This window comes from Streptomyces sp. NPDC043908 (genome assembly GCF_056435525.1).
Window position 1 is genome coordinate 171,725 of record NZ_JBWKEI010000002.1, and the last position, 24,741, is coordinate 196,465.

19 protein-coding genes are annotated in these 24,741 nt (G+C 72.7%); 3 read left to right on the forward strand and 16 right to left on the reverse strand.

What is annotated here, in order from left to right; translation table 11 throughout:
* Positions 1 to 16: 16 nt before the first annotated feature.
* The 6 genes from serA to AC069K_RS05145 form a co-directional block, all read right to left on the reverse strand.
* Positions 17 to 1,606, reverse strand: a complete 1,590-nt coding sequence (gene serA / locus AC069K_RS05120; RefSeq protein ID WP_358836666.1) for a phosphoglycerate dehydrogenase — start codon at positions 1,604 to 1,606, stop codon at positions 17 to 19.
* A 394-nt stretch (positions 1,607 to 2,000) separates the two neighbouring features.
* Positions 2,001 to 3,002 carry a ketol-acid reductoisomerase gene (gene ilvC, locus AC069K_RS05125; RefSeq protein ID WP_358836665.1) on the reverse strand — a complete coding sequence of 334 codons (1,002 nt, stop codon included), beginning with the start codon at positions 3,000 to 3,002 and terminating at the stop codon, positions 2,001 to 2,003.
* 100 nt (positions 3,003 to 3,102) lie between these two features.
* Complete coding sequence (ilvN, locus tag AC069K_RS05130) at positions 3,103 to 3,630, reverse strand: acetolactate synthase small subunit (protein ID WP_358836664.1); 528 nt, start codon at positions 3,628 to 3,630, stop codon at positions 3,103 to 3,105.
* 23 nt (positions 3,631 to 3,653) lie between these two features.
* A complete protein-coding gene (locus AC069K_RS05135) occupies positions 3,654 to 5,513 on the reverse strand; it encodes an acetolactate synthase large subunit (protein WP_365100755.1) in 1,860 nt (619 codons plus the stop codon).
* 230 nt (positions 5,514 to 5,743) lie between these two features.
* Positions 5,744 to 8,593 carry a putative bifunctional diguanylate cyclase/phosphodiesterase gene (locus AC069K_RS05140; RefSeq protein ID WP_478612208.1) on the reverse strand — a complete coding sequence of 950 codons (2,850 nt, stop codon included), beginning with the start codon at positions 8,591 to 8,593 and terminating at the stop codon, positions 5,744 to 5,746.
* 464 nt (positions 8,594 to 9,057) lie between these two features.
* Positions 9,058 to 9,996: a 2-hydroxyacid dehydrogenase gene (locus AC069K_RS05145; protein WP_365100751.1), complete on the reverse strand. Its 939-nt coding sequence runs from the start codon at positions 9,994 to 9,996 to the stop codon at positions 9,058 to 9,060.
* An 84-nt stretch (positions 9,997 to 10,080) separates the two neighbouring features.
* On the opposite strand from AC069K_RS05145, the gene AC069K_RS05150 reads away from it, so the two are divergent.
* Positions 10,081 to 11,079: an aldo/keto reductase gene (locus AC069K_RS05150; protein WP_365100750.1), complete on the forward strand. Its 999-nt coding sequence runs from the start codon at positions 10,081 to 10,083 to the stop codon at positions 11,077 to 11,079.
* 91 nt (positions 11,080 to 11,170) lie between these two features.
* Positions 11,171 to 12,328, forward strand: coding sequence for a PQQ-dependent sugar dehydrogenase (locus AC069K_RS05155; RefSeq protein WP_365100748.1), 1,158 nt, complete (start codon positions 11,171 to 11,173; stop codon positions 12,326 to 12,328).
* Positions 12,329 to 12,355: 27 nt separating this feature from the next.
* On the opposite strand, the gene AC069K_RS05160 is transcribed toward AC069K_RS05155, so the two are convergent.
* Together AC069K_RS05160 and AC069K_RS05165 are read right to left on the reverse strand one after the other, a co-directional pair.
* Positions 12,356 to 15,463, reverse strand: a complete 3,108-nt coding sequence (locus AC069K_RS05160; RefSeq protein ID WP_478612211.1) for a helix-turn-helix transcriptional regulator — start codon at positions 15,461 to 15,463, stop codon at positions 12,356 to 12,358.
* A 19-nt stretch (positions 15,464 to 15,482) separates the two neighbouring features.
* Positions 15,483 to 15,662, reverse strand: coding sequence for a hypothetical protein (locus AC069K_RS05165; protein ID WP_365100745.1), 180 nt, complete (start codon positions 15,660 to 15,662; stop codon positions 15,483 to 15,485).
* A gap of 267 nt (positions 15,663 to 15,929) precedes the next feature.
* On the opposite strand from AC069K_RS05165, the gene AC069K_RS05170 reads away from it, so the two are divergent.
* Positions 15,930 to 16,631 carry an SIMPL domain-containing protein gene (locus tag AC069K_RS05170; protein ID WP_478612213.1) on the forward strand — a complete coding sequence of 234 codons (702 nt, stop codon included), beginning with the start codon at positions 15,930 to 15,932 and terminating at the stop codon, positions 16,629 to 16,631.
* A 4-nt stretch (positions 16,632 to 16,635) separates the two neighbouring features.
* Here AC069K_RS05170 and AC069K_RS05175 read toward each other — a convergent pair whose 3' ends face one another.
* The 8 genes from AC069K_RS05175 to gatC all read right to left on the reverse strand — a co-directional run bounded on the left by AC069K_RS05175 (position 16,636) and on the right by gatC (position 24,570).
* Entirely contained in the window at positions 16,636 to 17,244 is a 609-nt protein-coding gene (locus AC069K_RS05175; RefSeq protein ID WP_478612215.1) for a hypothetical protein, read from the reverse strand.
* A gap of 69 nt (positions 17,245 to 17,313) precedes the next feature.
* On the reverse strand, positions 17,314 to 17,871 hold the full coding sequence (locus AC069K_RS05180; protein WP_478612217.1) for a GNAT family N-acetyltransferase: 558 nt from the start codon (positions 17,869 to 17,871) through the stop codon (positions 17,314 to 17,316).
* A 36-nt stretch (positions 17,872 to 17,907) separates the two neighbouring features.
* Positions 17,908 to 20,121 carry an MMPL family transporter gene (locus tag AC069K_RS05185; protein WP_478612219.1) on the reverse strand — a complete coding sequence of 738 codons (2,214 nt, stop codon included), beginning with the start codon at positions 20,119 to 20,121 and terminating at the stop codon, positions 17,908 to 17,910.
* Between the two features lie 198 nt (positions 20,122 to 20,319).
* Entirely contained in the window at positions 20,320 to 20,832 is a 513-nt protein-coding gene (locus AC069K_RS05190; protein WP_365100736.1) for a hypothetical protein, read from the reverse strand.
* A gap of 182 nt (positions 20,833 to 21,014) precedes the next feature.
* Positions 21,015 to 22,523 (reverse strand): Asp-tRNA(Asn)/Glu-tRNA(Gln) amidotransferase subunit GatB, encoded by a 1,509-nt coding sequence (gene gatB / locus AC069K_RS05195; protein ID WP_478612222.1) that lies wholly within the window; start codon positions 22,521 to 22,523, stop codon positions 21,015 to 21,017.
* A gap of 16 nt (positions 22,524 to 22,539) precedes the next feature.
* The gene (locus tag AC069K_RS05200; protein ID WP_344070060.1) at positions 22,540 to 22,779 is read right to left on the reverse strand and encodes a hypothetical protein; all 240 of its coding nucleotides are present in this window, start codon (positions 22,777 to 22,779) and stop codon (positions 22,540 to 22,542) included.
* Positions 22,776 to 24,269 carry an Asp-tRNA(Asn)/Glu-tRNA(Gln) amidotransferase subunit GatA gene (gene gatA, locus AC069K_RS05205; RefSeq protein ID WP_478612224.1) on the reverse strand — a complete coding sequence of 498 codons (1,494 nt, stop codon included), beginning with the start codon at positions 24,267 to 24,269 and terminating at the stop codon, positions 22,776 to 22,778. Before gatA ends, AC069K_RS05200 begins: the two co-directional genes overlap by 4 nt.
* Before the next feature lie 4 nt (positions 24,270 to 24,273).
* Positions 24,274 to 24,570: an Asp-tRNA(Asn)/Glu-tRNA(Gln) amidotransferase subunit GatC gene (gatC, locus tag AC069K_RS05210; RefSeq protein WP_003966094.1), complete on the reverse strand. Its 297-nt coding sequence runs from the start codon at positions 24,568 to 24,570 to the stop codon at positions 24,274 to 24,276.
* Positions 24,571 to 24,741 lie beyond the last annotated feature (171 nt).

A 24,741-nucleotide genomic window follows, 5' to 3' on the forward strand; every position in this document is an offset into this window, starting at 1 on the left:
GCGCGGGCAACCCGTCTCAGACCAGGTTCACCGAGCGGGCCGAGGCCGCGCCGATGGTCTCGGCCAGCTCGTTCAGCACCGGCTGCGGCACCGTGTCGTCCACGGTCAGGACCGCGAGGGCCTCGCCGCCCTCCTCCGCGCGGGCGACCTGCATGCCCGCGATGTTCAGACCGGCCTCGCCCAGGATCCGGCCGACCGTGCCGACGACGCCGGGGCGGTCCTCGTAGCGCAGCACCACCATGTGGTCCGCGAGCGCGAGGTCCACGTCGAACTCGCCGATGGCCACGATCTTCTGGAGGTGCTTGGGGCCAGCCAGCGTGCCGGAGACCGCGACCTCCTCGCCGCCGGAGAGCGTGCCGCGCACGGTGACGACGTTGCGGTGGTCCGGGGACTCCGAGCTGGTCGTCAGCCGTACCTCGACACCGCGCTCCTGCGCGAACAGCGGCGCGTTGACGTAGGAGACGGTCTCGTCCACCACGTCCTCGAACACGCCCTTGAGCGCGCTCAGTTCGAGCACCTTCACATCGTGCTGGGTGATCTCGCCGTACACCTCGACGTCGAGGCGGACCGCCACCTCGCCCGCGAGCGCGGTGAAGATCCGGCCCAGGCGCTCGGCGAGCGGCAGACCCGGCTTCACGTCCTCGGCGATGACGCCGCCCTGGACGTTGACCGCGTCCGGCACCAGCTCGCCGGCGAGCGCCAGGCGCACCGAGCGGGCGACCGCGATGCCCGCCTTCTCCTGGGCCTCGTCGGTGGAGGCGCCCAGATGCGGGGTGCAGACGACCTGGTCGAGCTCGAAGAGCGGGGAGTCCGTGCAGGGCTCCTTCGCGTACACGTCCAGGCCCGCGCCCGCGACGCGGCCCTCCTTGAGCGCCGAGTACAGCGCGGCCTCGTCGACGATGCCGCCGCGCGCCGCGTTCACGATCCGCACGTGCGGCTGGACCTTGTGGAGCGCCTCGTCGCCGATGAGGCCGAGGGTCTCAGGGGTCTTGGGCAGGTGCACGGTGATGAAGTCCGCGACCTGGAGCAGCTCGTCGAGGGTGAGGAGCTTGACGCCCATCTGCGCGGCGCGCGCGGGCTGCACATAGGGGTCGTACGCGACGATCTTCATACCGAACGCGGACATGCGCTGGGCGACCAGGACGCCGATGCGGCCGAGACCGACGACGCCGAGCGTCTTCTCGCTCAGCTCGACGCCGGTGTACTTGTTCCGCTTCCACTCGCCGTTCTTCAGCGCGGTGTTGGCCTGCGGGATGTTGCGCGCGGTGGCGACCAGCAGACCGCAGGCGAGCTCGGCGGCGGTGACGATGTTGGAGGTCGGGGCGTTGACGACCATCACGCCGGCCTTGGTGGCGGCGGAGACGTCCACGTTGTCCAGGCCGACGCCCGCGCGGGCGACCACCCTCAGCTTCTTCGCGGCGGCGACGGCCTCGGCGTCGACCTTGGTCGCGGAGCGGATCAGGATCGCGTCCACGTCGGCGATGGCGGGCAGCAGTTCGGCGCGGTCGGCTCCGTTGCAGTGCCGGATCTCGAAGTCCGGGCCGAGGGCGTCGACGGTGGCGGGCGACAGCTCTTCAGCGATGAGTACGACAGGTTTCGAGCTCACGTGAGTCCTCACAGTTCCAGTGCTGCGGACTGCCGTCCCGACGGCCGCAGGCGGTGGAGGGGGAGCGGCGCCGGAGAAAGGGAGGGTGCGTTCCCGCGTCGTTCGGTGCGTGCTCTCGCTGTGCCGGGTGAAGGTCCTCGTAGCGGAGCTACTGGGGCCTTCGGCCGGTGCGGCGAGAGCACGTGCCGGGCGGCGTGGGGATGTGCCCGCTCTTCTCCGGTGTCGCTTGGCCGCGTGGAAGACGCACGACGCTGTGGGCCTGACGCGTAGGTGTTGAGCAGCAGTGTAGTGGTGCTCAAGGCGGTCTTTTCCGCCACGGAGGAATGTCACCCGTCCGGGTGTGGACGGGATGGACAAGGGGCCGCGGCACACCGCCGCGGCCCCTCGCGAAGGCTTACGCCTCCTCGTCGTTCACCCAGCTCATGAGCTTGCGCAGCTCCTTGCCGGTGGTCTCCAGGAGGTGGTTCTCGTCCTGGGTCTTGTACTCGTTGTACTTCTTCAGACCGCCGTGGTACTCGTCCATCCAGTTCTTGGCGAAGGTGCCGTCCTGGATCTCGGTGAGGACCTTCTTCATCTCGGCCTTGGTGTCGGCGGTGATGATGCGGGGGCCGGTGACGTAGTCGCCCCACTCGGCGGTCTCGGAGACCGACCAGCGCATCTTCTCCAGGCCGCCCTCGTACATCAGGTCGACGATGAGCTTCAGCTCGTGGAGGCACTCGAAGTAGGCGATCTCCGGCTGGTAGCCCGCCTCGACGAGGGTCTCGAAGCCCGCCTTGACCAGCGCGGAGGTGCCGCCGCAGAGCACGGCCTGCTCACCGAACAGGTCGGTCTCGGTCTCCTCGGTGAAGGTCGTCTTGATGACGCCGGCGCGGGTGCCGCCGATGCCCTTGGCGTACGAGAGCGCCAGCGCGAAGCCGTTGCCGGTCGCGTCCTGCTCGACGGCCGCGATGCACGGGACGCCGCGGCCCTCCTCGTACTGGCGGCGGACGAGGTGGCCCGGGCCCTTGGGGGCGACCATGCAGACGTCGACGCCCTCGGGGGCCTTGATGAAGCCGAAGCGGACGTTGAGGCCGTGGCCGAAGAACAGCGCGTCGCCGTCCTTGAGGTTGTCCTTGATGGACTCCTCGTAGACCTGGGCCTGGATCGGGTCCGGGACGAGGATCATGATGACGTCGGCCTCGGCGGCGGCCTCGGCGGGCGTGACCACGCGCAGGCCCTGCTCCTCGGCCTTGGCCTTGGACTTGGAGCCCTCGTGCAGACCGACGCGGACGTCGACACCCGAGTCGCGGAGCGACAGCGCGTGGGCGTGGCCCTGGCTGCCGTAACCGATCACAGCGACCTTGCGGCCCTGGATGATGGACAGGTCGGCGTCGGCGTCGTAGAACAGCTCGGCCACTGGGATATCTCCTTGGTGTGCTGGTGTTGCGTCCCACCGTACGGCGGGGATGGCAGGGTCAGTTTTGAGTCTCGCGATATGAACACCGCGAGGGACGGGTTCAGGCCGAGCGGTCCAGGGCCCGCAGACTGCGGTCGGTGATGGACCGCGAGCCGCGCCCTATGGCGATCGTCCCGGACTGGACGAGCTCCTTGATACCGAACTGCTCCAGCATCTTGAGCATCGCCTCCAGCTTGTCGGCGCCGCCGGTGGCCTCGATGGTCACCGCCTCGGGCGAGACGTCGACGGTCTTGGCGCGGAACAGCTGGACGATCTCGACGATCTGGGAGCGCGTTTCGTTGTCGGCCCGCACCTTCACCAGAACGAGTTCGCGCTGGATCGCGGCGCTGGGCTCGAGTTCGACGATCTTCAGGACGTTGACCAGCTTGTTGAGCTGCTTCGTCACCTGCTCCAGCGGCAGGTCCTCGACATTGACCACGATGGTGATGCGGGAGATGTCGGGGTGTTCGGTGACACCGACGGCGAGCGAGTCGATGTTGAAACCGCGGCGGGAGAACAGCGCGGCGATCCGGGCGAGGATGCCGGGGGTGTTCTCGACCAGGACGGAGAGCGTGTGCTTGGTGGACATGGTGGCGGTCTCTCTCTGCTCTCTCAGTCGTCTTCGTTGTCGCCGAAGTCGGGACGGACGCCCCGGGCGGCCATGACCTCGTCGTTGGAGGTGCCGGCCGCGACCATCGGCCACACCTGGGCGTCCTCGTGGACGATGAAGTCGATGACGACCGGGCGGTCGTTGATCGAGTTGGCCTCCTCGATCGCCTTGTCCAGGTCCTCGGGGCGCTCGCAGCGGATGGCGTAACAGCCCATCGCCTCCGACAGCTTCACGAAGTCCGGGACGCGGGTGCCGGCGCTCGGCTCCTTGCCGGTGGCCCCCGGGCCGCTGTGCAGCACGGTGTTGGAGTAGCGCTGGTTGTAGAAGAGGGTCTGCCACTGGCGGACCATCCCGAGGGCGCCGTTGTTGATGATGGCGACCTTGATCGGGATGTTGTTGAGCGCACACGTGGTGAGCTCCTGGTTGGTCATCTGGAAGCAGCCGTCGCCGTCGATCGCCCAGACCGGGCGGTCCGGCATACCGGCCTTGGCGCCCATGGCCGCCGGGACCGCGTACCCCATCGTTCCGGCGCCGCCGGAGTTCAGCCAGGTGGCGGGGCGCTCGTAGTTGATGAAGTGGGCGGCCCACATCTGGTGCTGGCCGACGCCGGCCGCGAAGATCGTGTCGGCGGGGGCGAGCTCGCCGATGCGCTGGATGACCTGCTGCGGGGAGAGGCTGCCGTCGTCCGGCTGCTCGTAGCCGAGCGGGTAGGTCTCGCGCCACCGGTTCAGGTCGTTCCACCAGGCGGTGTAGTCGCCCGTGTGGCCCTCGGTGTGCTCGGCCTGGACCGCCTGGACCAGGTCGGCGATGACCTCGCGGGCGTCGCCCACGATCGGCACGTCGACCTCGCGGTTCTTGCCGATCTCGGCCGGGTCGATGTCCGCGTGGATGATCTTCGCGTACGGGGCGAAGCTGTCCAGCTTGCCGGTGACCCGGTCGTCGAAGCGGGTGCCGAGCGCGATCAGCAGGTCGGACTTCTGGAGCGCGGTGACGGCGGTGACCGCGCCGTGCATCCCGGGCATGCCCACGTGCAGCGGGTGGCTGTCGGGGAAGGCGCCGAGCGCCATCAGGGTGGTGGTGACGGGCGCTCCGGTCAGCTCCGCGAGGACCTTCAGCTCGGCGGTGGCGCCGGCCTTCAGGACGCCGCCGCCGACGTACAGCACCGGGCGCTTCGCCTGGACGATCAGCTTGGCGGCCTCGCGGATCTGCTTGGCGTGCGGCTTGGTCACCGGGCGGTAGCCCGGCAGGTCCATGTGCGGCGGCCAGGAGAAGGTGGTGCGCGCCTGGAGGGCGTCCTTGGCGATGTCGACCAGGACCGGGCCCGGGCGGCCGGTGGAGGCGATGTGGAAGGCCTCCGCGATGGTGCGCGGGATGTCCTCGGCCTTGGTGACCAGGAAGTTGTGCTTGGTGATCGGCATCGTGATGCCGACGATGTCCGCCTCCTGGAAGGCGTCGGTGCCGATCGCCTTGGAGGAGACCTGACCGGTGATCGCGACCAGCGGGACCGAGTCCATGTGGGCGTCGGCGATCGGGGTGACCAGGTTGGTGGCGCCGGGGCCGGAGGTCGCCATGCAGACGCCGACCTTGCCGGTGGCCTGCGCGTAGCCGGTGGCGGCGTGGCCGGCGCCCTGCTCGTGGCGGACCAGGACGTGGCGGACCCGGGTGGAGTCCATCATCGGGTCGTACGCCGGGAGGATGGCGCCGCCCGGAATGCCGAAGACGGTCTCGGCCCCGACTTCCTCGAGAGAGCGGATGAGGGACTGCGCGCCCGTGACGTGCTCAACGGGGGCGGAGTGGTGTCCGCCGTTACGGGCCCGCGGCTGCGGATGGTGGGCCCCGGTGGCCTGCTCGGTCATCGGCATTCTCTTCTCGAAGCTGAGGGTTTGTGCGGGGGTTTGGTCGAGATCGCTGTCGTGCGTCAGGGGTGCCAGTGCAACAAAAAACCCCTCGTGCCGTGAGGCAAGCGAGGGGAGCGCGTCGGGGTGTGGTCCACTGGGCCCGCGTGGGGGGCCCGGCTTCAGCCGACGCGCTTTCCAAGTACGAGAATTCGGGTGCGCATGGCATTGACCCTCCCCCCGGCGCCCCGGACGTGTCAAGTAGGTGGGACGGGTGTCTCACTATGTGAGTGGTTGACCCGGACGGAGGGCAGCGTCCGGCCGCTGAGCACGGGCAGCGCGGCCCCGCCCGGCACCGGGAACGTGCCCCGCACCAGTGCCCGGCGCAGCCGGTACTCGTCCAGCGGCCCGGAGAAGGCCATGCCCTGTCCGTGGGTGCATCCCATGGCCCGCAGCGCCATCACCTGTTCCGGTACGTCCACGCCCTCGGCGACGGACTGCATCCCGAGGTCGCAGGCGATCCGCAGCAGCCCGCTGGTGATCTTGTGCAGCCGGGCGGACTCGACCACGCCCTCGACCAGTCCCCTGTCCAGTTTCAGGACGTCGATGGGGAGGCGGCGCAGGGCGTTGATCGCCGCGTAGCCGCTGCCGAAGCCGTCCAGGGCGATCCGTACGCCCAGCCGGCGCAGGCTCACCAGACGGCGCTCCAGCTCGTCGAAGGAGATCCTCGGGTCGCTGTCGGACAGCTCGATCACCAGGGCGCCCGAGGGCAGTCCGTACCTGGTCAGCAGGGCTTCCACCGATCCGAGCGGCATCGACTTGTCGAGCAGGCGGCGGGCCGGGAGGCGGACCGCGACCGGGGTGTGGTGCCCGGCCGCGCGCCGCTCGGCGGCCTGCTCGACGGCCTCCTCCAGGAGCCATCGGCCGAGCTCGGCGGTGCGCTCGCTGTCGTCGGCGACCCGCAGGAATTCGGCCGGGGTGAACAGGATCCCCTGGGCCGATCTCCAGCGCGCCTGGGCGGCCACGGCGGCCACCCGCCCGGTGGTGAGGTTGACGACGGGCTGGTGCAGCAGCGCGAACTCGCCCTCGTGCAGCGCCGTGCGCAGCCGGGCGGCGATCTCGGTCTTGCGGACCACCTCGGCCTGCATCTGCGGCCCGTACATCTCGACGCGGTTCTTGCCGCCGGACTTGGCGCGGTACATCGCGAGGTCGGCGTTGCGCATCAGCTCGCGGGCGCTGACGTCGCGCTCGGCGAAGGCGACGCCGATGGAGGCGGCGACCCGCACCTCGTTGCCGTCGATCTGGTACGGCTGCGAGAGCGTCAGGCGCAGCCGGTCGGCGATCTCGTACACCTGGCGCTGGCGGGCCGCGCGGTCGCGGCCGCCGTCGCCGAGGATCAGGGCGGCGAACTCGTCGCCGCCGAGGCGGGCGGCGGTGTCACCGGCCCGGACCGAGTCCTGGAGGCGGCGGGCCGCCTGGATCAGCAGTTCGTCGCCGGCCTGGTGGCCGATGGTGTCGTTGACCTGCTTGAAGCCGTCGAGGTCGATGAAGAGCACCGCGGTGCCGGGGTCGGAGGCGCGGCGGCCGCTCAGGGCCTGGCGCACCCGCTCGGTGAACAGCGCGCGGTTGGGCAGGTCGGTGAGCGGGTCGTGCTCGGCGTTGTGCTGCAACTGGGCCTGGAGGCGCACCCGTTCGGTGACGTCCCGGCTGTTGAGGATGAGGCCGCCCTGGTGGCGGTTGATGGTGGACTCCACGTTCAGCCACTCGCCGGTGCCCGACTTGAAGCGGCACTCGATCCGGGTGGTCGGCTCCTCCAGCGGGGGCGCGGCCAGGAAGCGCCGCACCTCGTGCACCACCCGCCCCAGGTCCTCGGGGTGGATGAGGGAGGCCAGCTCGGAGCCGACCAGGTCCTCCGCGTCCCGTCCGTAGACCCCCGCGGCGGCGGGGCTCACATAGCGCAGTATGCCGGTGGGCGCGGCGATCATGATGACGTCGCTGGAGCCCTGCACCAGGGAGCGGAAGTGGTTCTCCTTCTGGGCCAGCTCGTGGGTCAGGGCGATGTTGTCCACCAGCATGATCGCCTGGCGCACCACGAGTGCCAGCACGACCGTGCACCCGGTGAAGACGACGACGCGGTCCACCCGGCGGCCCTCGATCACGTTGTACAGGATGCCCAGGGTGCACACCGCGGCCGCGAGGTACGGCGTGAGCGCTCCCAGGGAGCCGGCGATCGGGCGGCTCGCCGGGGGCGCGCCGGGCCGCCGGGGCGGCGGGGGCGGTGCGGGCATCCGGCCGGCGGCGATCCTGCGGGCTCCCCACGGCGCGTAGGCCAGCAGCAGCGAGGCGGCGAACCAGCCCGCGTCCAGGAGCCGGCCGGATTGGTAGTGCTGGTGCAGCAGCGGTGAGGTGTACAGCGTGTCGCACAGCACGGTCAGGGCGAGCGCGGCGATGGTCGTGTTGATCGCCGACCGGTTGGCGGAGGAGCGCCGGAAGTGCAGCGCGAGCACCATGCTCACCAGCACGATGTCGAGCAGTGGATAGGCGAGGCCCAGGGCGGCCCGCGCGACGCTGCCGCCCTCGAGGTGGGCGGTGCGCGCGAGGGCCAGGCTCCACGAGAGGGTCAGCAGCGAGCCGCCGATCAGCCAGGAGTCCAGCGCCAGGCAGACCCAGCCGGCCCGGGTGACCGGGCGCTTGGCCAGCACCAGGAGACCGACGATCGCGGGCGGCGCGAAGAGCAGGAAGAACGGGTCGGCCGCGGAGGGCGTGGGGACCGGGTGCTCCAGCACCACCTGGTACCACCCCCAGATTCCGTTGCCGCTCGCCGCCATGGCGGAGGAGAACGAGAACAGCAGCCACGCGGGCCGAAAGCGGCTCTCCCCCTCCCCGGCGCCTCCGCGCGCGTAGAGGAAGCAGGAGACCGAGGCCGTGAGCGCCGCGGCGCTCAACCCGAAGTCCCCCATCACCTCGGCGACTTCCGGGGATCCCCAGCCGAGCGCCGCCCCCGTCGCGTACCCCGCGCAGATCACCGCGAGGACGAGCTGGGAGACCAGGCCCGTCCCCTCGTCGGGGAGCGGCCGGTGGGGCAGCACCGCACCCGGGGCGCTCACCGGGCCCCTCCGGGCCGGGACGCGGTACGGACGCGGGGCCCGGGGCCGCTCGCCCGGCCCGGCGGGTGGGCCCTGGCGGCCGCCGGGCCGGCGGCCGGGGAGGGCGGGCGGGCCGCCCCGGCCGGAGGCCGGGGCCGGGCCGGCATCCTGGTGCGGGCCCGGCCCCGGACCCTGGGCCGGGTGCGGTGGCGCGGGAGTCCCGCTCGGGTGCCCCGGGGCAGCCGTCGGCGGCCCCGTCGCGTCGGATCGTTGGTCCATTGGCCGTGCATCGCCCGTCGCCCCCCTCGCTGTGACTTTCGCTCCCCCGCGCCTCGGACACGCGGCGCAGCCCCCGGTCGGGACGATACACCAGTCTCGTCACTCAGGGACATAGTTCCTCTACGCTCCGTGACCGCCAAGGGAGTTGGGGACACGGATCGCACGCGGACCACTGCGCAGAGTTGCCAATCGAAGGCGGGGCGGCCCTACGCGATCGTCATGACCACGTTGTCCAGCGGCTGCCCGGCCGCGTACTTGGTCAGCTGACGGGCGAGCAGTGACTTGGCCCGCGGCAGGAAAGCCGACGTGGAGCCCCCGACGTGCGGGCTGATGAGCACGTTCGGCGCATGCCACAGCGGGTGTCCGGCGGGCAGCGGCTCCGGATCGGTGACGTCCAGGGCGGCGTGGAGACGGCCCTTCCTCAGCTCCACGAGGAGCGCCCCGGTGTCCACGACGGGGCCGCGGGCGACGTTCACCAGCAGCGCTCCGTCCTTCATGCGGCCCAGGAAGTCTGCGTCCGCGAGGTGCTTCGTCTGCTCGGTGAGCGGTGTGGAGAGGACCACCACGTCGGCTTCCGGCAGGAGTGCGGGCAGTTCGGTGAGGGGATGCACGGGGCCGCGCGCAGTCGTGCGCCAGGAGCGCGCCACGCGCGCCACCCGGGCGCACTCGAAAGGCGCGAGCCGGTCCTCGATGGCCGCGCCGATCGATCCGTACCCCACGATCAGCACGGTCTTGTCGGCGAGGGCCGGATAGAACCCGGACCGCCACTCCTCCTTCTCCTGCCCCACGACGAACGAGGCAATCCCCCGCAGCGAGGCCAGGATCAGCGCGAGGGTGAGCTCGGCGGTGGACGCCTCGTGCACACCGCGCGCGTTGCACAGCCGCACGCCCGGGGCCAGCGCGCCGAGTCCGGGCTGCACGTGGTCGATGCCCGCCGACAGTGTCTGGACGACCCGTACGCCGGTCATCGCGGCGAGCGGCCGCACGGCGACGGGCGCGCCCTTCATGTACGGGACCACGTAGAAGGCGCAGTCGGCGGGGTCGGCGGGGTAGTCCGCGCCGCCGTCCCAGAAGCGGTAGGAGAGGCCGTCGGGAAGGCCCGGGATCTCGTCGGCCGGGAGGGGAAGCCACACGTCAGCAGTCATGCCCGGAGGCTATGTCAGGACCGGCGGGGGCCAGAGGTTAGTTTGGGGGGCACACCCAGGGCGGTACGTGAGGGGTACGGGGAGTTGGAGCGCAGGACTATCGGTGCGGCGGCCCTGGAGGTGGGCGCGATCGGCCTCGGCTGCATGCCCATGAGCTGGGGATACACCGCGTCGCAGCGGAGCGGGGAGCGCTCGCTGCGCGCCGTGCACGCGGCCCTGGACGCCGGGTCCTCGCTGCTCGACACCGCGGACATGTACGGGCCGTTCACCAACGAGCTGCTGGTGGGCCGGGCGCTGAAGGAGCGCCGGGGCGACGCCTTCGTCGCCACCAAGTGCGGGCTGCTGGTGGGCGGTGACGCGCATGTGGTGGCCAATGGCCGGCCCGGCTATGTGAAGCGGGCCTGCGACGCCTCGCTGCGGCGGCTCCAGACGGACGTCATCGACCTCTACCAGCTGCACCGCGCGGACCCCGAGGTCCCGGTCGAGGAGACCTGGGGCGCGATGGCGGAGCTGGTGTCGGCGGGCAAGGTCCGGGCCCTGGGGGTGTGCGCCACGGGCGCTCCGGTCGCCCGGCGGGCGGGCGCCCCCCATGAAGGGACGATCCGTCAACTGGAGCGGGTGCAGCAGGTCTTCCCGGTCAGCGCCGTCCAGGCCGAGCTGTCGGTGTGGGCGCGCGAGGCGCTGGACGCGCTGCTGCCGTGGTGCGCGGCGCGGGGCGTGGGCTTCCTGGCCGCGATGCCGCTCGGCAGCGGCTTCCTCTCCGGCACCCTCACCCCGGGCCAGGGCTTCGAGCCGGACGACGTCCGGGCCCGGCATCCCCGCTTCACCGCCGAGATGATGGCGGCCAACCAGCCCGTGGTGGCGGGGCTGCGCCGGGTCGCCGCCCGCCACGGGGAGGGGGTGACCCCGGCCCAGGTCGCCCTGGCCTGGCTGCTGGGGCAGGGCCCGCACGTGATCCCGGTGCCGGGCACCAAGCGCGAGGAGTGGGCCCGCGAGAACGCCGCCGCGGCGGAGCTGGTGCTGACGGCCCGGGACGAGGCGGAGATCGAACGGCTGCCGCCGGCACGCGGCTCCTGGGACTGAGGAGCGGGTCCCGGAAACGGGGCGCGGGCGGGGGTTCGGGGGGCGGCTCTGAGTACGGTAGGGGCCGCAGCCGCTCGAAAGGAAGCGAACCGTGCAACGTCCTGCTGTGACCGCCCTGTTGGCCGCCGCCGTGCTGGTGCTCGCGGCCGGGTGCTCGTCCGGGACCGCGCCGCGGCCCGACGGCGGCACCCACGCCTCGCCCGCCCCGGCCTCCCCCAGGACCTCCCCCTCGGCGTCGACCGCCGGCCTCCCGCCCGCGAAGGGCTCGGTCAAGGTCGTCAGAACCGTGGCCCAGGGCCTGAAGTCGCCCTGGGGCGTGGCCCCGCTGCCCGACGGCGGCCTGCTGGTCGCCTCGCGCGACGGCGGCACGGTCGGACGGGTCGGCCCGGACGGCAGGCAGACCGCGGTCGGCAGTGTGCCGGGCGTACAGCCCGGCGGCGAGGGCGGTCTTCTCGGCCTCGCCCTCTCCCCCGCGTTCGCCTCGGACCACCAGGTGTACGCGTACTTCACCACCGCGTCCGACAACCGCGTCGCCCGCATGATCTACGACGAGAAGCGCCCGCCGGGCGAGCAGCTGGGCGCGCCCGACACCATCCTGCGGGGCATCCCCAAGGGCACCATCCACAACGGCGGCCGGATCGCCTTCGGCCCGGACAAGATGCTGTACGTGGGCACGGGCGAGACGGGCGAGCGCGGCCTGGCGCAGGACAGGAAGTCGCTGGGCGGCAAGATCCTGCGGATGACGCCGGACGGACAGCCGGTGCACGGCAACCCCGAGGCCGACTCGGTGGTGTATTCGTACGGCCACCGCAATGTGCAGGGCCTCGCCTGGGACGGCGCGAACCGGCTGTGGGCCTCGGAGTTCGGCCAGGACACCTGGGACGAGCTCAATCTGATCGGACCGGGCGAGAACGACGGCTGGCCGGTGGTCGAGGGCAAGGGGGGCAGGCCGGGGTTCGTGGACCCGGTGGAGCAGTGGAGGACCGCGGAGGCCTCCCCGAGCGGGGTGGCGTACGCGGCGGGGTGCGTCTGGGTGGCGTCCCTGCGCGGCGAGCGGCTGTGGCGCGTCCCGCTGGACGGCACCAGGCCGCTGGCCGCGCCCCAGGCGTTCCTGACGTCCACGTACGGACGGCTGCGCACGGTGGTGGCGACGGGGCCGCACACCCTGCTCCTGGTGACCAGCCAGACCGACGGCCGGGGCACCCCGAAGCCGGGTGACGACAGGATCCTGGAGCTGGAGGTGACGTGACGCCGCGGCGGGGGCCGCGGCCCCCGCTCAGGCGGCGCTGCTGGTGAAGAGGTTCAGCCGGTGCGCCAGCGCCGCGGCCTCGCCCCGGCCCGAGACGCCCAGCTTGGCCAGGATGTTGGAGACGTGCACGCTCGCCGTCTTGGGCGAGATGTACAGCTCCTCGGCGATCTGGCGGTTGCTGTGCCCGGCGGCGACCAGACGCAGGACGTCCTGCTCCCGGCTGGTCAGGCCGAGGGCCCCGGCCGGGTCGTCGGCCTCCTCGGGGACGGCCGGCTGCTCCGGTTCGGTGAGCGGCAGCCGGGCCCGGCGGGCCAGCAGCTCCACCTCCTCCACCAGGGGCCGGGCCCGCAGCCGCAGCGCGGCGGCGTGCGACTGCCGCAGCAGCGTGGCGGCGGTGTCGCGCCGGTTGCCCTCGGCGAGCAGCGCCGCGGCCCAGCGGTGGCAGATCCGGGCGAGGTCGTACGGGCGCTCCAGCGGCTGGAGGGCGGCGGCCGCCGCCTCCCAGCGCGCCGCGTCGTCCCGGCCCTCGGCGCGGGCCAGATCGGCCTCGACGCACAGGGCGTACGCCTGGGCCAGCGGGCTCGGGGTGGGCATCGTCCGGGCCGCCGAGCGGATCAGGGCGAGCGCGTCGGCCCGGCCGTCCCCGGCGGCGGGCAGCCCGCGCAGATCGGCCTCGACGGCGGTGGCGGTGATCAGCAGCGGCCAGCCGTAGCGCTGGGTGCCGGGCGGGAAGCCGGCCTCGACGGCGCGGGCGAGACCGGCGCGCGCGTCGGTGAACCGGCCCTGCCCGGCGGCGACGGCGAGCTCGATCTGGGCCACGGGCAGCGCGTTCTGCGGGATGGAGTCGCGGACGCCGAAGAAGCCGACGGCCTCGGCGAGGCGCTCGGCGGCGCGGTCCAGCTCGCCGCGGGCGACGGCCAGTTGGGACAGACGCAGGGCGGCGGAGCCGCGGGGCTTGCCGCTCACACCGGCGCGCCGCACCCACTCGGCGCGCTCGGCGGCCTCGTCCCAGCGGCCGAGGCCGAGCAGGGCCTCGGCCTGGTTGGTCGCGGCCCAGCACTCGCTGTCGAGCAGGCCGAACCGGCGCGCGGCGCGTACGCCCTCGGCCGCGGTCCGCGCGGCCTCCTGGGAGCGGCCGACCGATTCGAGGCTGGAGGAGAGGTTGACATAGCCGCGGCTCGCCTCGCCGACCAGCCCGAGCTCCAGCGAGCGCTCGACGACCTGGCGCATCAGGGCGAGGCCGCCCTCGACGTCGCCCGCGTCGACCATCAGGCCGCCGAGGGTGAGCCGGGCGTTGAGCTCGGTCTCCTCCGCGTCGACCAACTGGGCGTACTCCACGGCCCGTTCGGCGGCGGCGAGCGACTCGGGGCCGGGGCGGTGCAGCATGCCCCAGCCCGCGGCGGTGGCCAGGACCGCCGCGTGCACGGCGGACGGCGGCAGCCCGCGCACCAGCTCCTGCGCGGTGGCGATCTCGTCCCAGCCGTCGCCGCGCCCGAGGCTCTGCACCAGCTTGGACAGCTCGGTCCAGAACCAGGCGGCCCGCAGCGGGTCGCCGTGGGGGGTCCCGGGCGGGGCGTCCGCCTCCTGGGCCTCGATGATCCGCAGCGCGCGCTTGGCGATCTTCATCGCGCGTTCGCGGTCCCCGCTGAAGCGGGCCGCGACGGCCGCCTCGGCGAGCAGGTCGAGGTAGCCGAGCGGGGTGGTGGCGGGGTCACAGGTGTCGCACGAGGGGTAGGCGCCGGCGTAGTCCAGCGGGCGCAGCTCGGCGCGGACGTCGGCGGGGACGGAGTCCCACAGCTCCATTCCCCGCTCCAGGAGGCGCAGTTGCTCGGAGTAGGCGTGCCGCTTGCGGGCCTCGACGGCGGCGCGCAGCACTACGGGCAGGGCCTTGGCGGCGTCGTGCGCGGAGTACCAGTAGGTGGCGAGGCGGGTGGCGTACTCGTCGGCGCGGACCAGCGCCGGAGCGGCCTCCAGGGCCTCGGCGTACCGGCGGTTGAGGCGGGAGCGCTCGCCGGGCAGCAGGTCGTCGCTGACGGCCTCGCGGACCAGCGAGTGCCGGAACCGGTAGCCGTCGCCGTCCTCGGTGGGCAGCACGATGTTGGCGCCGACGGCCGCCCGCAGCGCCGCGTCGAGGTCGTCCTCGGGGAGCCGGCAGACGGCGGCGAGCAGCGGGTGCTCCACGGTGGAGCCGCCCTCGGCGAGGATGCGGACGACCAGCTGGGCGTTCTCGGACAGCGTCTCCACCCGTACGAGCAGCAGGTCGCGCAGGGAGTCGCTGAGGCCGCCGGGGGCGCAGCCCGACTCGTGGCAGACGCTCAGCTCCTCCACGAAGAAGGCGTTGCCGTCGGAGCGGGCGAAGATGTCGTCGACCAGGGCCTGGTCGGGCTCGGCGGCGAGGATCCCGGCGAGCTGGCGGCGTACCTCGCCGCGGCTGAAGCGGGACAGCTCGATGCGCCGGACCGTGCGCAGCCGGTCGAGCTCGGCGAGCAGGGGGCGCAGCGGGTGGCGGCGGTGGATGTCGTCGGCGCGGTAGGTGGCGACGACGACGAGCCGGCCGCGCCGCAGGGTGCGCAGCAGGTAGGCGAGCAGATGGCGGGTGGAGGCGTCCGCCCAGTGCAGGTCCTCCAGGACCAGGACGACCGTGCGGTCGGCGGCGGTCCGCTCCAGCAGCCGTACGGTGAGCTCGAAGAGGCGGGCGGTGCCGTCCTCGCCGCTCTCCCGGCTGGCCTCGCCGAGTTCGGGCAGCAGCCGGGCCAGCTCCTCCTCCTGGCCCTCGGCGGCCGCGGCGAGCTCCTCGGGCAGCCGGCGGCGCAGGGTGCGCAGGGCGGTGGAGAAGGGGGCGAACGGCAGTCCGTCGGCGCCGATCTCGACGCAGCCGCCGACGGCGACCACCGCGCCGGCGTCGCAGGCGGCGTTGGTGAACTCCTCGATGAGCCGGGTCTTGCCGACTCCGGCCTCACCGCCCACCAGCAACGCCTGCGGCTCGCCCGCGGTGGCGCGGGCGAGCGCTTCGGTCAGGACGGTCAGTTCACCGGCACGGCCGACGAACACGGGGCTGAAGGACCTGGTCTCCACAGGGCCGAGCATCGCACAGCCGTACGGTGTCGCGGCACCCGTGGGGACGATCAAGGTCATCGCGTTTCCCGCGCGGCGTTCAGGCGGCGTGCGCGAAACGGTCGCGCAGGTCGCGCAGGTGGCTCACCGGCCCCTCGGCTTCGTGCTCCGTGTGCCGCCGGCCGCGGCGGGCGAGGCGGGCCTGGCGGACCAGCCGCTGGGCGGCGGCCTCGCGGAGCAGCTCGGCCTCGTTCACCTTGTGCATCCGGTACTCGAACATCTTCGGCTCCCTGGTGCCCCCGGAGGGGCTTGAGTTGGTGGTCCGTCGCTTCTTGCGATGCCCCTACTCTCGTCTCCCAGGGGGCTCCGGGACATCGGGAGAGTGACCCATCCCCAGGAGTGCGGGGCCTTAGACGCGCGGCGGGCGGCGGGGCCCAAAATCCGCGTCTAAGGCAGCGGTCCTAGGCGGGCGGTGGATGTCCGGTGGCTGACCTGAGGGGCGCACCGGTGGAAGAGTGGGCCGCACCCGGCGACCCCAGGAGCAGACATGACCCAGCCGTCCCCGCACCTTCCCTACGGCACCCCCGACACGCCCCGGATCGCGGTGCGGGGGGAAGCCGTGCTCGATGTCGACCCGGAGATCGCCGGGCTCTCGGTGACGGTCACCGCGCGCGGCACCGACCGGCGCACCGCCCTGGAGGACCTCACCCGCCGCAACGCGGCCGTCCTCGACCTGGTGAAGTCGTACGGGGAGGCGGTGGAGCAGCTGGAGACCGGCTCGTTCTCGGTCGGCCCCGAACTGGGCAGGCACGGCCGGGGCGAGCGGGTGCGCGCGTACCGCGGGCAGGTGCGGGTGACGGTGGAGCTCGGTGACTTCACGGCGCTCGGTGAACTGGCCGCCCGGCTGGCCGCGTTGGAGCTGACGCAGGTCTCCGGCCCCTGGTGGTCCCTGCGCCCGGCCTCCCCGGCGTACGGCAGGGCCCGTCGCCGGGCCGTCGAGCAGGCGGTGGAACGGGCCCGCGAGTACGCGGCGGCGCTCGGCAGCGAGCTGGTGGCGCTGCTCGAACTCGCCGACGAGGACGCCGAGGAGGTACGGCCGTACGGCGGGGGCGCGCCCGGGATGATGCGTGCCTCGGGGTACGGCGGCGGCGACCCGGAGAGCGTCCCCGAGCTGGATCTGGCGCCTCAGCGCCAGACCGTGACCGCCACCGTGCTGGCCCGCTTCACGATGGCGCCCCCGGCGCTCTGAGCCTTCAGGAGCCGGTCGAGGGCAGCGTGGCGAACAGGTCGAGGTACATGCCGACGGAGAGCAGCAGACCGATCGCGCCGAGGACGAGACCGCCGAGCGCGACCGCCCGTACCCACACCGGGCGCGGGTGGGCCTCGGGGGCGCCGAACGCCGGGCGGGCCAGGACGAAGGCGCCGACCAGCAGGGCGAGCAGCGCGAAGCCGCCGTTGACGGCGGCGGTGGTGTGCCAGGAGTCGCCGTAGATCTCGTGGATCTGCGCGGAGGCCGAGCCGCCCTGCGCGGTCTTGATCTGGCCGAGCAGGGTCTCGCGCTCGGAGAGGACCTTGCCCGTCCAGGTGCCGGTCAGCGAGACGAGGCCGAGCGCCGCGGAGACGACGGCGGCGGCGCCCGCCCCGATGCCGGTGGAGGCGGACGCGGTGGGCACCGCCCCGTCGCCGGACTCACCGCCGGTTTCGTCTTCGTTCTCGTCTTCGGCCTCGGCCTCGGCGTGCGCGTCCGGGGCCTCGGGGGCCTTCACGAGGGTGCCGGCGGTGGTGGTCCCGGGCTGTGCGGCAGCCGTCGTCCCGGCGTCGGCCTGGTCGTCGGTGCTGGTGGTGGAGGGGGTGGCAGTCATGGCGGCGACGGTAGGCGGCCTTTCTGAGAGGCGTCTTAACACCGGGCCCCGGCCGCCGGCACCGATGGCTCAGGCCGTGGCGCGCGCCCGCCACTCGGGGGCCAGGAGGGACCACACCTCGGTGTCCTGGCGCTCGCCCCGGTAGGGGTAGCTCTCCCGCAGCACCCCGTCCCGTGTCATCCCCAGCCGCTTGGCCACGTTGACGCTGGCGGTGTTGCCGGAGGCGGCCAGCCACTCCACGCGGTGGATCCCGCGCTCGTGGACGGCCCAGTCGATCAGCACCCGGACCGCGCGGGTGACCAGTCCGCGCCCGACCGCCGCCTCCTCCAGCCAGCAGCCGGCCTCGGCGGTGCCGAGCCGGGCGTCGAACGTACGGAAGAGGACGCCGCCGACGAGCGTCCCGTCGGACCAGATGCCGTAGAGGCGTCCGGTGTCGGCCGCCGCCTTGTCCGCGTACGACTGGAGGAAGGCCCGCGCCCCGTCGAGGTCTTTGCTCACCTCGGCGAGCATGATGAACCGTCCGATGAAGTCACGTCCCCGGTCGATGTGCGCGAGGTACTCCTCGGCGTGGTACGGCTCCAGTGGCCGCAGCTCGGCGCCGTCGTCCCCCAGCGATATCGCGAACATCCCGCTCCTTCACGTGTGTGGCGCCGCCCGCGCCTGCTACGGCCGGCCGGCGAGTGCGTCGGCCCGCTCGGGCGCGGGCCGCGTCGAAATCGTCGCACGGCGGCACTCGGGCGGCTCGATGCTGATCCGGGGAAGCCGCCGGTCCAGCCAGCCGGGCAGCCACCAGTTGGCGCCGCCGAGCAGATGCATCAGGGCGGGCACCAGCAGGGTGCGCAGGACGAACGCGTCGAGGGCGACGGCCGCGGCGAGGGCGATGCCGAACATGGCGATCACCCGGTCGCCGCTGAGCACGAAGGCCAGGAAGACCGAAATCATGATCACGGCGGCCGAGTTGATCACCCGGCCGGTCTCGGCGAGACCGACCCGGACCGCCCGCCGGTTGTCACCGGTCTCCCGCCACTCCTCGTACATCCGGCTGACCAGGAACACCTGGTAGTCCATGGAGAGCCCGAAGAGCACCGAGACCATGATCACGGGCAGGAAGGGCTCGATCGGGCCGGGCCGTCCCAGGCCCAGGAGTTCGCTCCCCCACCCCCACTGGAAGACGGCGACGACGATCCCGAACGCGGAGGCGACCGCCATCACGTTCATCACGGCGGCCTTGAGCGGTATGCCCAGGGAGCGGAAGGCGAGGAGCAGCAGGACGCAGCCGAGGGTGATCACCACGCCGACGAAGAGCGGCAGCTTCCCGACGATCACCTCGGCGAAGTCGTCGTAGCTCGCGGTCACCCCGCCCACGCGGACGTCGAGCGAGGTGCCCCGCTCCGCGGCCGGCAGCACCTTCTCGCGCAGCCGGTCGACGAGGGCGCTGGTCTGCTGGGACTGCGGCGCCGATGCGGGCACCACGGTCAGCACGGCCGTGTCCCCGCCGGCGTTGTACGTCACCGGGCCCACCGAGGCGACGCCCTGGGCGCCCCGCAGCACGCCGGGCAGCCGCTCCATGGCGAGCCGGTCGTCGGCGCCGTCGAGCTTCGCGGCGAGGGTGAGCGGCCCGTTGACGCCGGGGCCGAACCCGTCGGCGAGCAGGTCGTAGGCGGTACGGGTGGTGGACCCGGCGGGGTTGTTGCCCTGGTCGGAGGTGCCCAGACGGAGCGAGAGCGTGGGCAGGGCGAGCAGCAGCATCACCGCGGCGGCGACCGCGCCCAGCAGCTTGGGGCGGCGCTCGACGACCGCGGACCAGCGGGCCGCGAACCCGGTGGGCAGCTCCGGCCGGGGCCCGTGCTCGGCGAGCCTGCGGCGCTCGCGGCGGCCGAGCGCCCGCGTCCCGATCAGGGAGAGCAGCGCGGGCAGCAGCGTCACGGACGCGGCGACGGTGAGCACGACGGTCAGCGAGGCGGCGACGGCGACCCCGTTGAGGAAGCCGAGGCGCAGCACGAGCATGCCGAGCAGGGCGATGCAGACGGTCGCCCCGGCGAAGACCACGGCCCGCCCGGTGGTCGCCACGGCCCGGATCGCGGCCTCGTCGGCGCTGAGCCCCTGGCGCAGGCCCCGGCGGTGGCGGGTGACGATGAACAGGGCGTAGTCGATGCCGACGCCGAGCCCGATGAGCAGGCCGAGCATGGGCGCGAAGTCGGCCACGGCCATGGCGTGGCCGAGCAGCCCGATGCCCGCGTAGGCGGTGCCGACGGAGACCGCGGCAGTGACGAGGGGCAGGACGCTGGCGGCGAGCGAGCCGAAGGCCAGGAAGAGGACGACGGCCGCGACGGCCACGCCGACGAGCTCGCTCAGGTGCGCGGAGCCGGACTCGGTGCGGGCGGCTGCGCTGCCGCCGGCCGCGACCAGCAGCTGGTCGGTGGAGGCGGCTCGGGCGGTGTCGACGACGGCCCGCGCCTGGGCCTCGGGGAGCGCGTCGGCGGTGTGTCCGAAGGTGACCAGGGCGTACGCGGTGCGCCCGTCGGCGCTGATCTGCGCGCCGCCGTCGCGTCCGTACGGGCCGGAGACGGAGGCCACGCCGGGGAGTTCGGCGAGCGCGCCGAGGGCCTGGGACATGCGCTGCTGGACGTCGGGGGCGCGCACCGAGCCGGCGGCGGTGTGCCAGACGACCGTGCCGGTGTCGCCGCCGCGGCCGCCGTGGAACCCGGCGTCGAGCAGGGCGGTGGCGCGGCCGGACTCGGTGCCGGGGACTTCGTAGTCGTTGGAGTACGCGGTGCCGGCGACGGCCGTGGCGGTGGTGGCGCCACCGAGGGCGAGGAGCCAGAGCAGGACGGCGAGGAGGCGGTGGCGGACACACCACCGGGCTATGGCTGCCAACGCGTGTGCTCCCTGGATGCTTCGTGGATCTTCGCCCGGGGAGCCGGTCCGACTGCCTGTGCGCGGAGCCACTCTGGCAGCGAATAGTGATCGTTTGCCCGTTTCGTGGGCTTACTCACAGGGATAGGAGGGATTACGCGCACGGGACACCGGGCGCGGGGCGCGGACAGCGGCGGCGCCCGGGGCCTTCTCCGCGCGCTACTTGCGGCGGGTGCAGGTGACGAGCAGGTCGTCCGCCCCGTCGCCCCGGAAGGCGAGGGTCAGGACGCCCTTGCGGTACCCGGCCTCGACGGCGGTGCCGATGCTCGACCAGCCGCCGGAGAGCGTGAAGAGCTCGGAGAACGACTTGGAGACCTTCTCCGGCATGCTCGTCAGGGTGAACGCCTCCTGCTCCTCGGACTCCGCGTCCCCGGTGGGCGCGTCGGTGCTCACCGAGAGGACGGCGCCGTCGAGCATCCACTGACCGGACATTCCACCCCATTGGGTGACAGACCAGTGCCCTTCGGGATTGACCGTGAGGACGCCCTGGTGGCTCCGGTTCGAGCGGTAGGCCCACTCGCCCTTCACGAACGCCTTCAGCGCCTGTTTGCGCGGCCCCTCCGCCGCTCCCGCGCCGGTGCAGGCCGCCACGGCGCTGGCCGCCGTCCCCAGCGCCAGATACCGCAGCGCCGTACGCCGTCCCAGCACTCTTACCGCTTCTCGCCCGTCCACGCTCGGCACCCTATAGACGATCCGGAGCGAGGTCACCCGGCGGGAGGGTTTGGTTCCACGCCGCCGCGGAACATGCCTCGGCCCCCGTACCGACGTGGATGACGTGGATACGGGGGCCGGGCCGGTCACGTCCGGCGGACGCGGGAGGCGAAACCAGGAGTTCAGCGCTCAGCGCCCGGTGCTCAGCCCTCGACGCCCAGCTTCTCCAGGATGAGCTCCTTGACGCGGGCCGCGTCCGCCTGGCCGCGCGTGGTCTTCATGACCGCGCCGACGAGCGCGCCGACGGCCTGCACCTTGCCGCCGCGGATCTTGTCCGCGATGGCCGCGTTGCCCGCGATGGCCTCGTCCACGGCCGCGCCGAGCGCGCCCTCGTCCGAGACGACCTTCAGGCCGCGCTTCTCGACGACCGTGTCCGGGTCGCCCTCGCCCGCGAGGACGCCCTCGATGACCTGGCGCGCCAGCTTGTCGTTGAGGTCGCCGGAGGCCACCAGCGCCGCCACCCGGGCCACCTGGGCCGGGGTCACGGGCAGCTCGTCCAGGGCGACGCCCTGCTCGTTGGCGTTACGGGCCAGCTCGCCCATCCACCACTTGCGGGCCGCCGCGGCGTCCGCGCCCTCCTCGATCGTGGCGACGATCGGGTCGACCGCGCCCGCGTTGAGGATGGACTGCATGTCGTGCTCGGTGACGCCCCACTCCTCGCGCAGCCGGTTGCGCCGCACGCGCGGCAGCTCGGGCAGCCCCTTGCGCAGCTCCTCGACCCACTCGCGGGCCGGGGCGACGGGCACGAGGTCCGGCTCCGGGAAGTACCGGTAGTCCTCGGCGTTGTCCTTGATGCGGCCCGAGGTGGTGGAGCCGTCGTCCTCGTGGAAGTGACGGGTCTCCTGCACGATGGTGCCGCCGGAGGACAGCACCGCGGCGTGGCGCTGGATCTCGAAGCGCGCCGCCCGCTCCACGGAGCGCAGCGAGTTGACGTTCTTGGTCTCCGAGCGGGTGCCGAACGTCTCGACGCCGTGCGGGCGCAGCGACAGGTTCACGTCGCAGCGCATCTGGCCCTTGTCCATCCGGGCCTCGGAGACGCCGAGCGCCCTGATGAGCTCGCGCAGCTCGGCGACGTACGCCTTGGCGACCTCGGGGGCCCGCTCGCCCGCGCCCTCGATCGGCTTGGTGACGATCTCGATGAGCGGGATGCCGGCCCGGTTGTAGTCGAGCAGCGAGTGCGAGGCGCCGTGGATGCGGCCGGTGGCACCGCCGACGTGGGTCGACTTGCCGGTGTCCTCCTCCATGTGGGCGCGCTCGATCTCCACGCGGAAGATCTCGCCGTCCTCCAGCTGGACGTCCAGATAGCCGTTGAAGGCGATCGGCTCGTCGTACTGCGAGGTCTGGAAGTTCTTCGGCATGTCCGGATAGAAGTAGTTCTTCCGGGCGAAACGGCACCACTCGGCGATCTCGCAGTGGAGCGCGAGGCCGATCTTGACGGCCGACTCGACGCCGATCGCGTTGACGACCGGGAGCGAGCCGGGCAGGCCGAGGCAGGTGGGGCAGGTCTGCGAGTTGGGCTCGGCGCCCAGCTCGGTAGAACAGCCGCAGAACATCTTGGTCTTCGTACCGAGCTCGACATGGACCTCCAGGCCCATGACGGGGTCGTACGACGCGAGGGCGTCCTCGTACGAGACCAGATCAGTGACGGTCACGGTGAAACAATCCCTCTCAGCCCAGCAGGACGTCGTCGTCACCCATGCGCTTGAGCTCGCGCAGCAGGATGGCGACGCCGGTGGCGATGGCGGCGGCGGAGACGACGGCGTCGAGCAGCTGGAGCTTGTCCTGCTCCGTGCGGGCCTTCCTGGCCTGCTTGAGCACACTGATCGCGCCGAAGGCGGTGGTGCCGATGGACAGGTACGTGCCGGCCTTGGACTTCTTGAATCCCTTGGCCTTGGTCAGTGCACTCACAGCGACGGAGCCTCCTCGAGCAGCGGGTGGCCCCACTTTTCCACGAAGGCGGCCTCGACGGCGGCACCCACCTTGTACAGGCGGTCGTCCTTCAGGGCGGGGGCGATGATCTGCAGCCCGACCGGCAGGCCGTCCTCCGGCGCGAGGCCGCAGGGCAGCGACATGGCGGCGTTGCCCGCCATGTTGGTCGGGATCGTGCACAGGTCGGCGAGGTACATCGCCATCGGGTCGTCGGCGCGCTCGCCGATCGGGAAGGCGGTGGTGGGCGTGGTCGGCGAGACGATCACGTCGACCTGCTCGAAGGCCTTCTCGAAGTCGCGCGTGATGAGCGTGCGGACCTTCTGGGCGCTGCCGTAGTACGCGTCGTAGTAGCCGGAGCTCAGCGCGTACGTACCGAGGATGATGCGGCGCTTGACCTCGTCGCCGAAGCCCGCCTCGCGGGTGAGCGCGGTGACGTCCTCGGCCGACCTGGTGCCGTCGTCGCCGACCCGCAGGCCGTAGCGCATGGCGTCGAAGCGGGCCAGGTTGGAGGAGCACTCGCTCGGGGCGATCAGGTAGTACGCGGAGAGCGCCAGGTCGAACGAGGGGCAGTCCAGCTCGACGATCTCGGCGCCGAGCGACTTCAGCAGCTCGACCGACTCGTTGAAGCGCTGGACGACGCCGGCCTGGTAGCCGTCGCCGGAGAACTGCTTGACGACGCCGACGCGCATCCCGGCCACCGAGCCGTTGCGCGCGGCCTCGACGACCGGCGGGACCGGCGCGTCGATGGAGGTCGAGTCGAGCGGGTCGTGCCCGGCGATGACCTCGTGCAGCAGCGCCGCGTCCAGGACCGTACGGGCGCAGGGGCCGCCCTGGTCGAGGGAGGACGAGAAGGCGACCATGCCGTAGCGGGAGACCGCGCCGTAGGTCGGCTTGACACCGACGGTGCCGGTGACGGCGGCGGGCTGGCGGATCGAACCGCCGGTGTCCGTGCCGATGGCGAGCGGGGCCTCGTAGGCGGCGAGGGCCGCGGAGGAACCGCCGCCGGAGCCGCCGGGGATCCGGGTCAGGTCCCAGGGGTTGCCCGTCGGCCCGTAGGCGCTGTTCTCCGTCGACGACCCCATGGCGAACTCGTCCATGTTGGTCTTGCCGAGGATGACGACGTCGGCGGCCTTGAGGCGCTTGGTGAGCGTCGCGTCGTACGGCGGGATCCAGCCTTCGAGGATCTTGGAGCCGACCGTGGTCGGGATGCCCTCGGTGGTGAAGATGTCCTTCAGGGCGAGGGGCACACCGGCCAGCGGGCCGAGCTTCTCGCCCCGCGCGCGCTTGTCGTCGACGGCGCGGGCCTGCGCGAGCGCCCCCTCGCGGTCGACGTGCAGGAAGGCGTGCACCTTCTCGTCGACGGCCTCGATCCGGGCCAGGTGGGCCTCGGTGACCTCGACGGCCGTGAGTTCGCCGGACGCGATGCGCGCGGCGATCTCGGCGGCGGTGAGCTTGATGATGTCCGTCATGTGATTAGTCCTCCCCCAGGATCTGCGGCACCTTGAAACGCTGCTGCTCCTGGGCCGGGGCGCCGGAGAGCGCCTGCGCGGGGGTGAGCGACGGACGGACCTCGTCCGCGCGCATGACATTGGTCAGCGGCAGCGGGTGGGAGGTCGGGGGCACGTCTTGGTCGGCGACCTCGGAGACGCGGGCGACCGCGCCGATGATGTCGTCGAGCTGTCCGGCGAAGTGGTCGAGCTCTTCGCCCTTCAGCTCCAGACGCGCCAGCCGGGCGAGGTGGGCGACCTCCTCGCGCGTAATGCCAGGCATGCAGCGATCCTCAGGGTGAGTACGGGTGGTGTGGGGCCGGGGCCGGTGGTCCCGCGCCCGCCGTCCGCCCGGGGGCGGGTCGCGCGGCGTCCGGTACGAGCGATCGCAGGGCGCCGGAGCGTCCTCGTGACAGGGCCACGTGGACGGTTCGGCGACGCGGCGAGCGTGCGT

Coding starts and splice junctions, on each gene's coding strand:
- AC069K_RS05180 (WP_478612217.1), bottom strand. CDS start 17,871: ATGTTCGCGATATCGCTGGGGGACGACGGCGCCGAGCTGCGGCCACTG.
- AC069K_RS05145 (WP_365100751.1), bottom strand. CDS start 9,996: ATGACTGCTGACGTGTGGCTTCCCCTCCCGGCCGACGAGATCCCGGGC.
- AC069K_RS05135 (WP_365100755.1), bottom strand. CDS start 5,513: ATGCCGATGACCGAGCAGGCCACCGGGGCCCACCATCCGCAGCCGCGG.
- ilvN (WP_358836664.1), bottom strand. CDS start 3,630: ATGTCCACCAAGCACACGCTCTCCGTCCTGGTCGAGAACACCCCCGGC.
- AC069K_RS05165 (WP_365100745.1), bottom strand. CDS start 15,662: ATGTTCGAGTACCGGATGCACAAGGTGAACGAGGCCGAGCTGCTCCGC.
- AC069K_RS05170 (WP_478612213.1), top strand. CDS start 15,930: ATGACCCAGCCGTCCCCGCACCTTCCCTACGGCACCCCCGACACGCCC.
- gatA (WP_478612224.1), bottom strand. CDS start 24,269: ATGACGGACATCATCAAGCTCACCGCCGCCGAGATCGCCGCGCGCATC.
- AC069K_RS05160 (WP_478612211.1), bottom strand. CDS start 15,463: ATGACCTTGATCGTCCCCACGGGTGCCGCGACACCGTACGGCTGTGCG.
- gatC (WP_003966094.1), bottom strand. CDS start 24,570: ATGCCTGGCATTACGCGCGAGGAGGTCGCCCACCTCGCCCGGCTGGCG.
- AC069K_RS05175 (WP_478612215.1), bottom strand. CDS start 17,244: ATGACTGCCACCCCCTCCACCACCAGCACCGACGACCAGGCCGACGCC.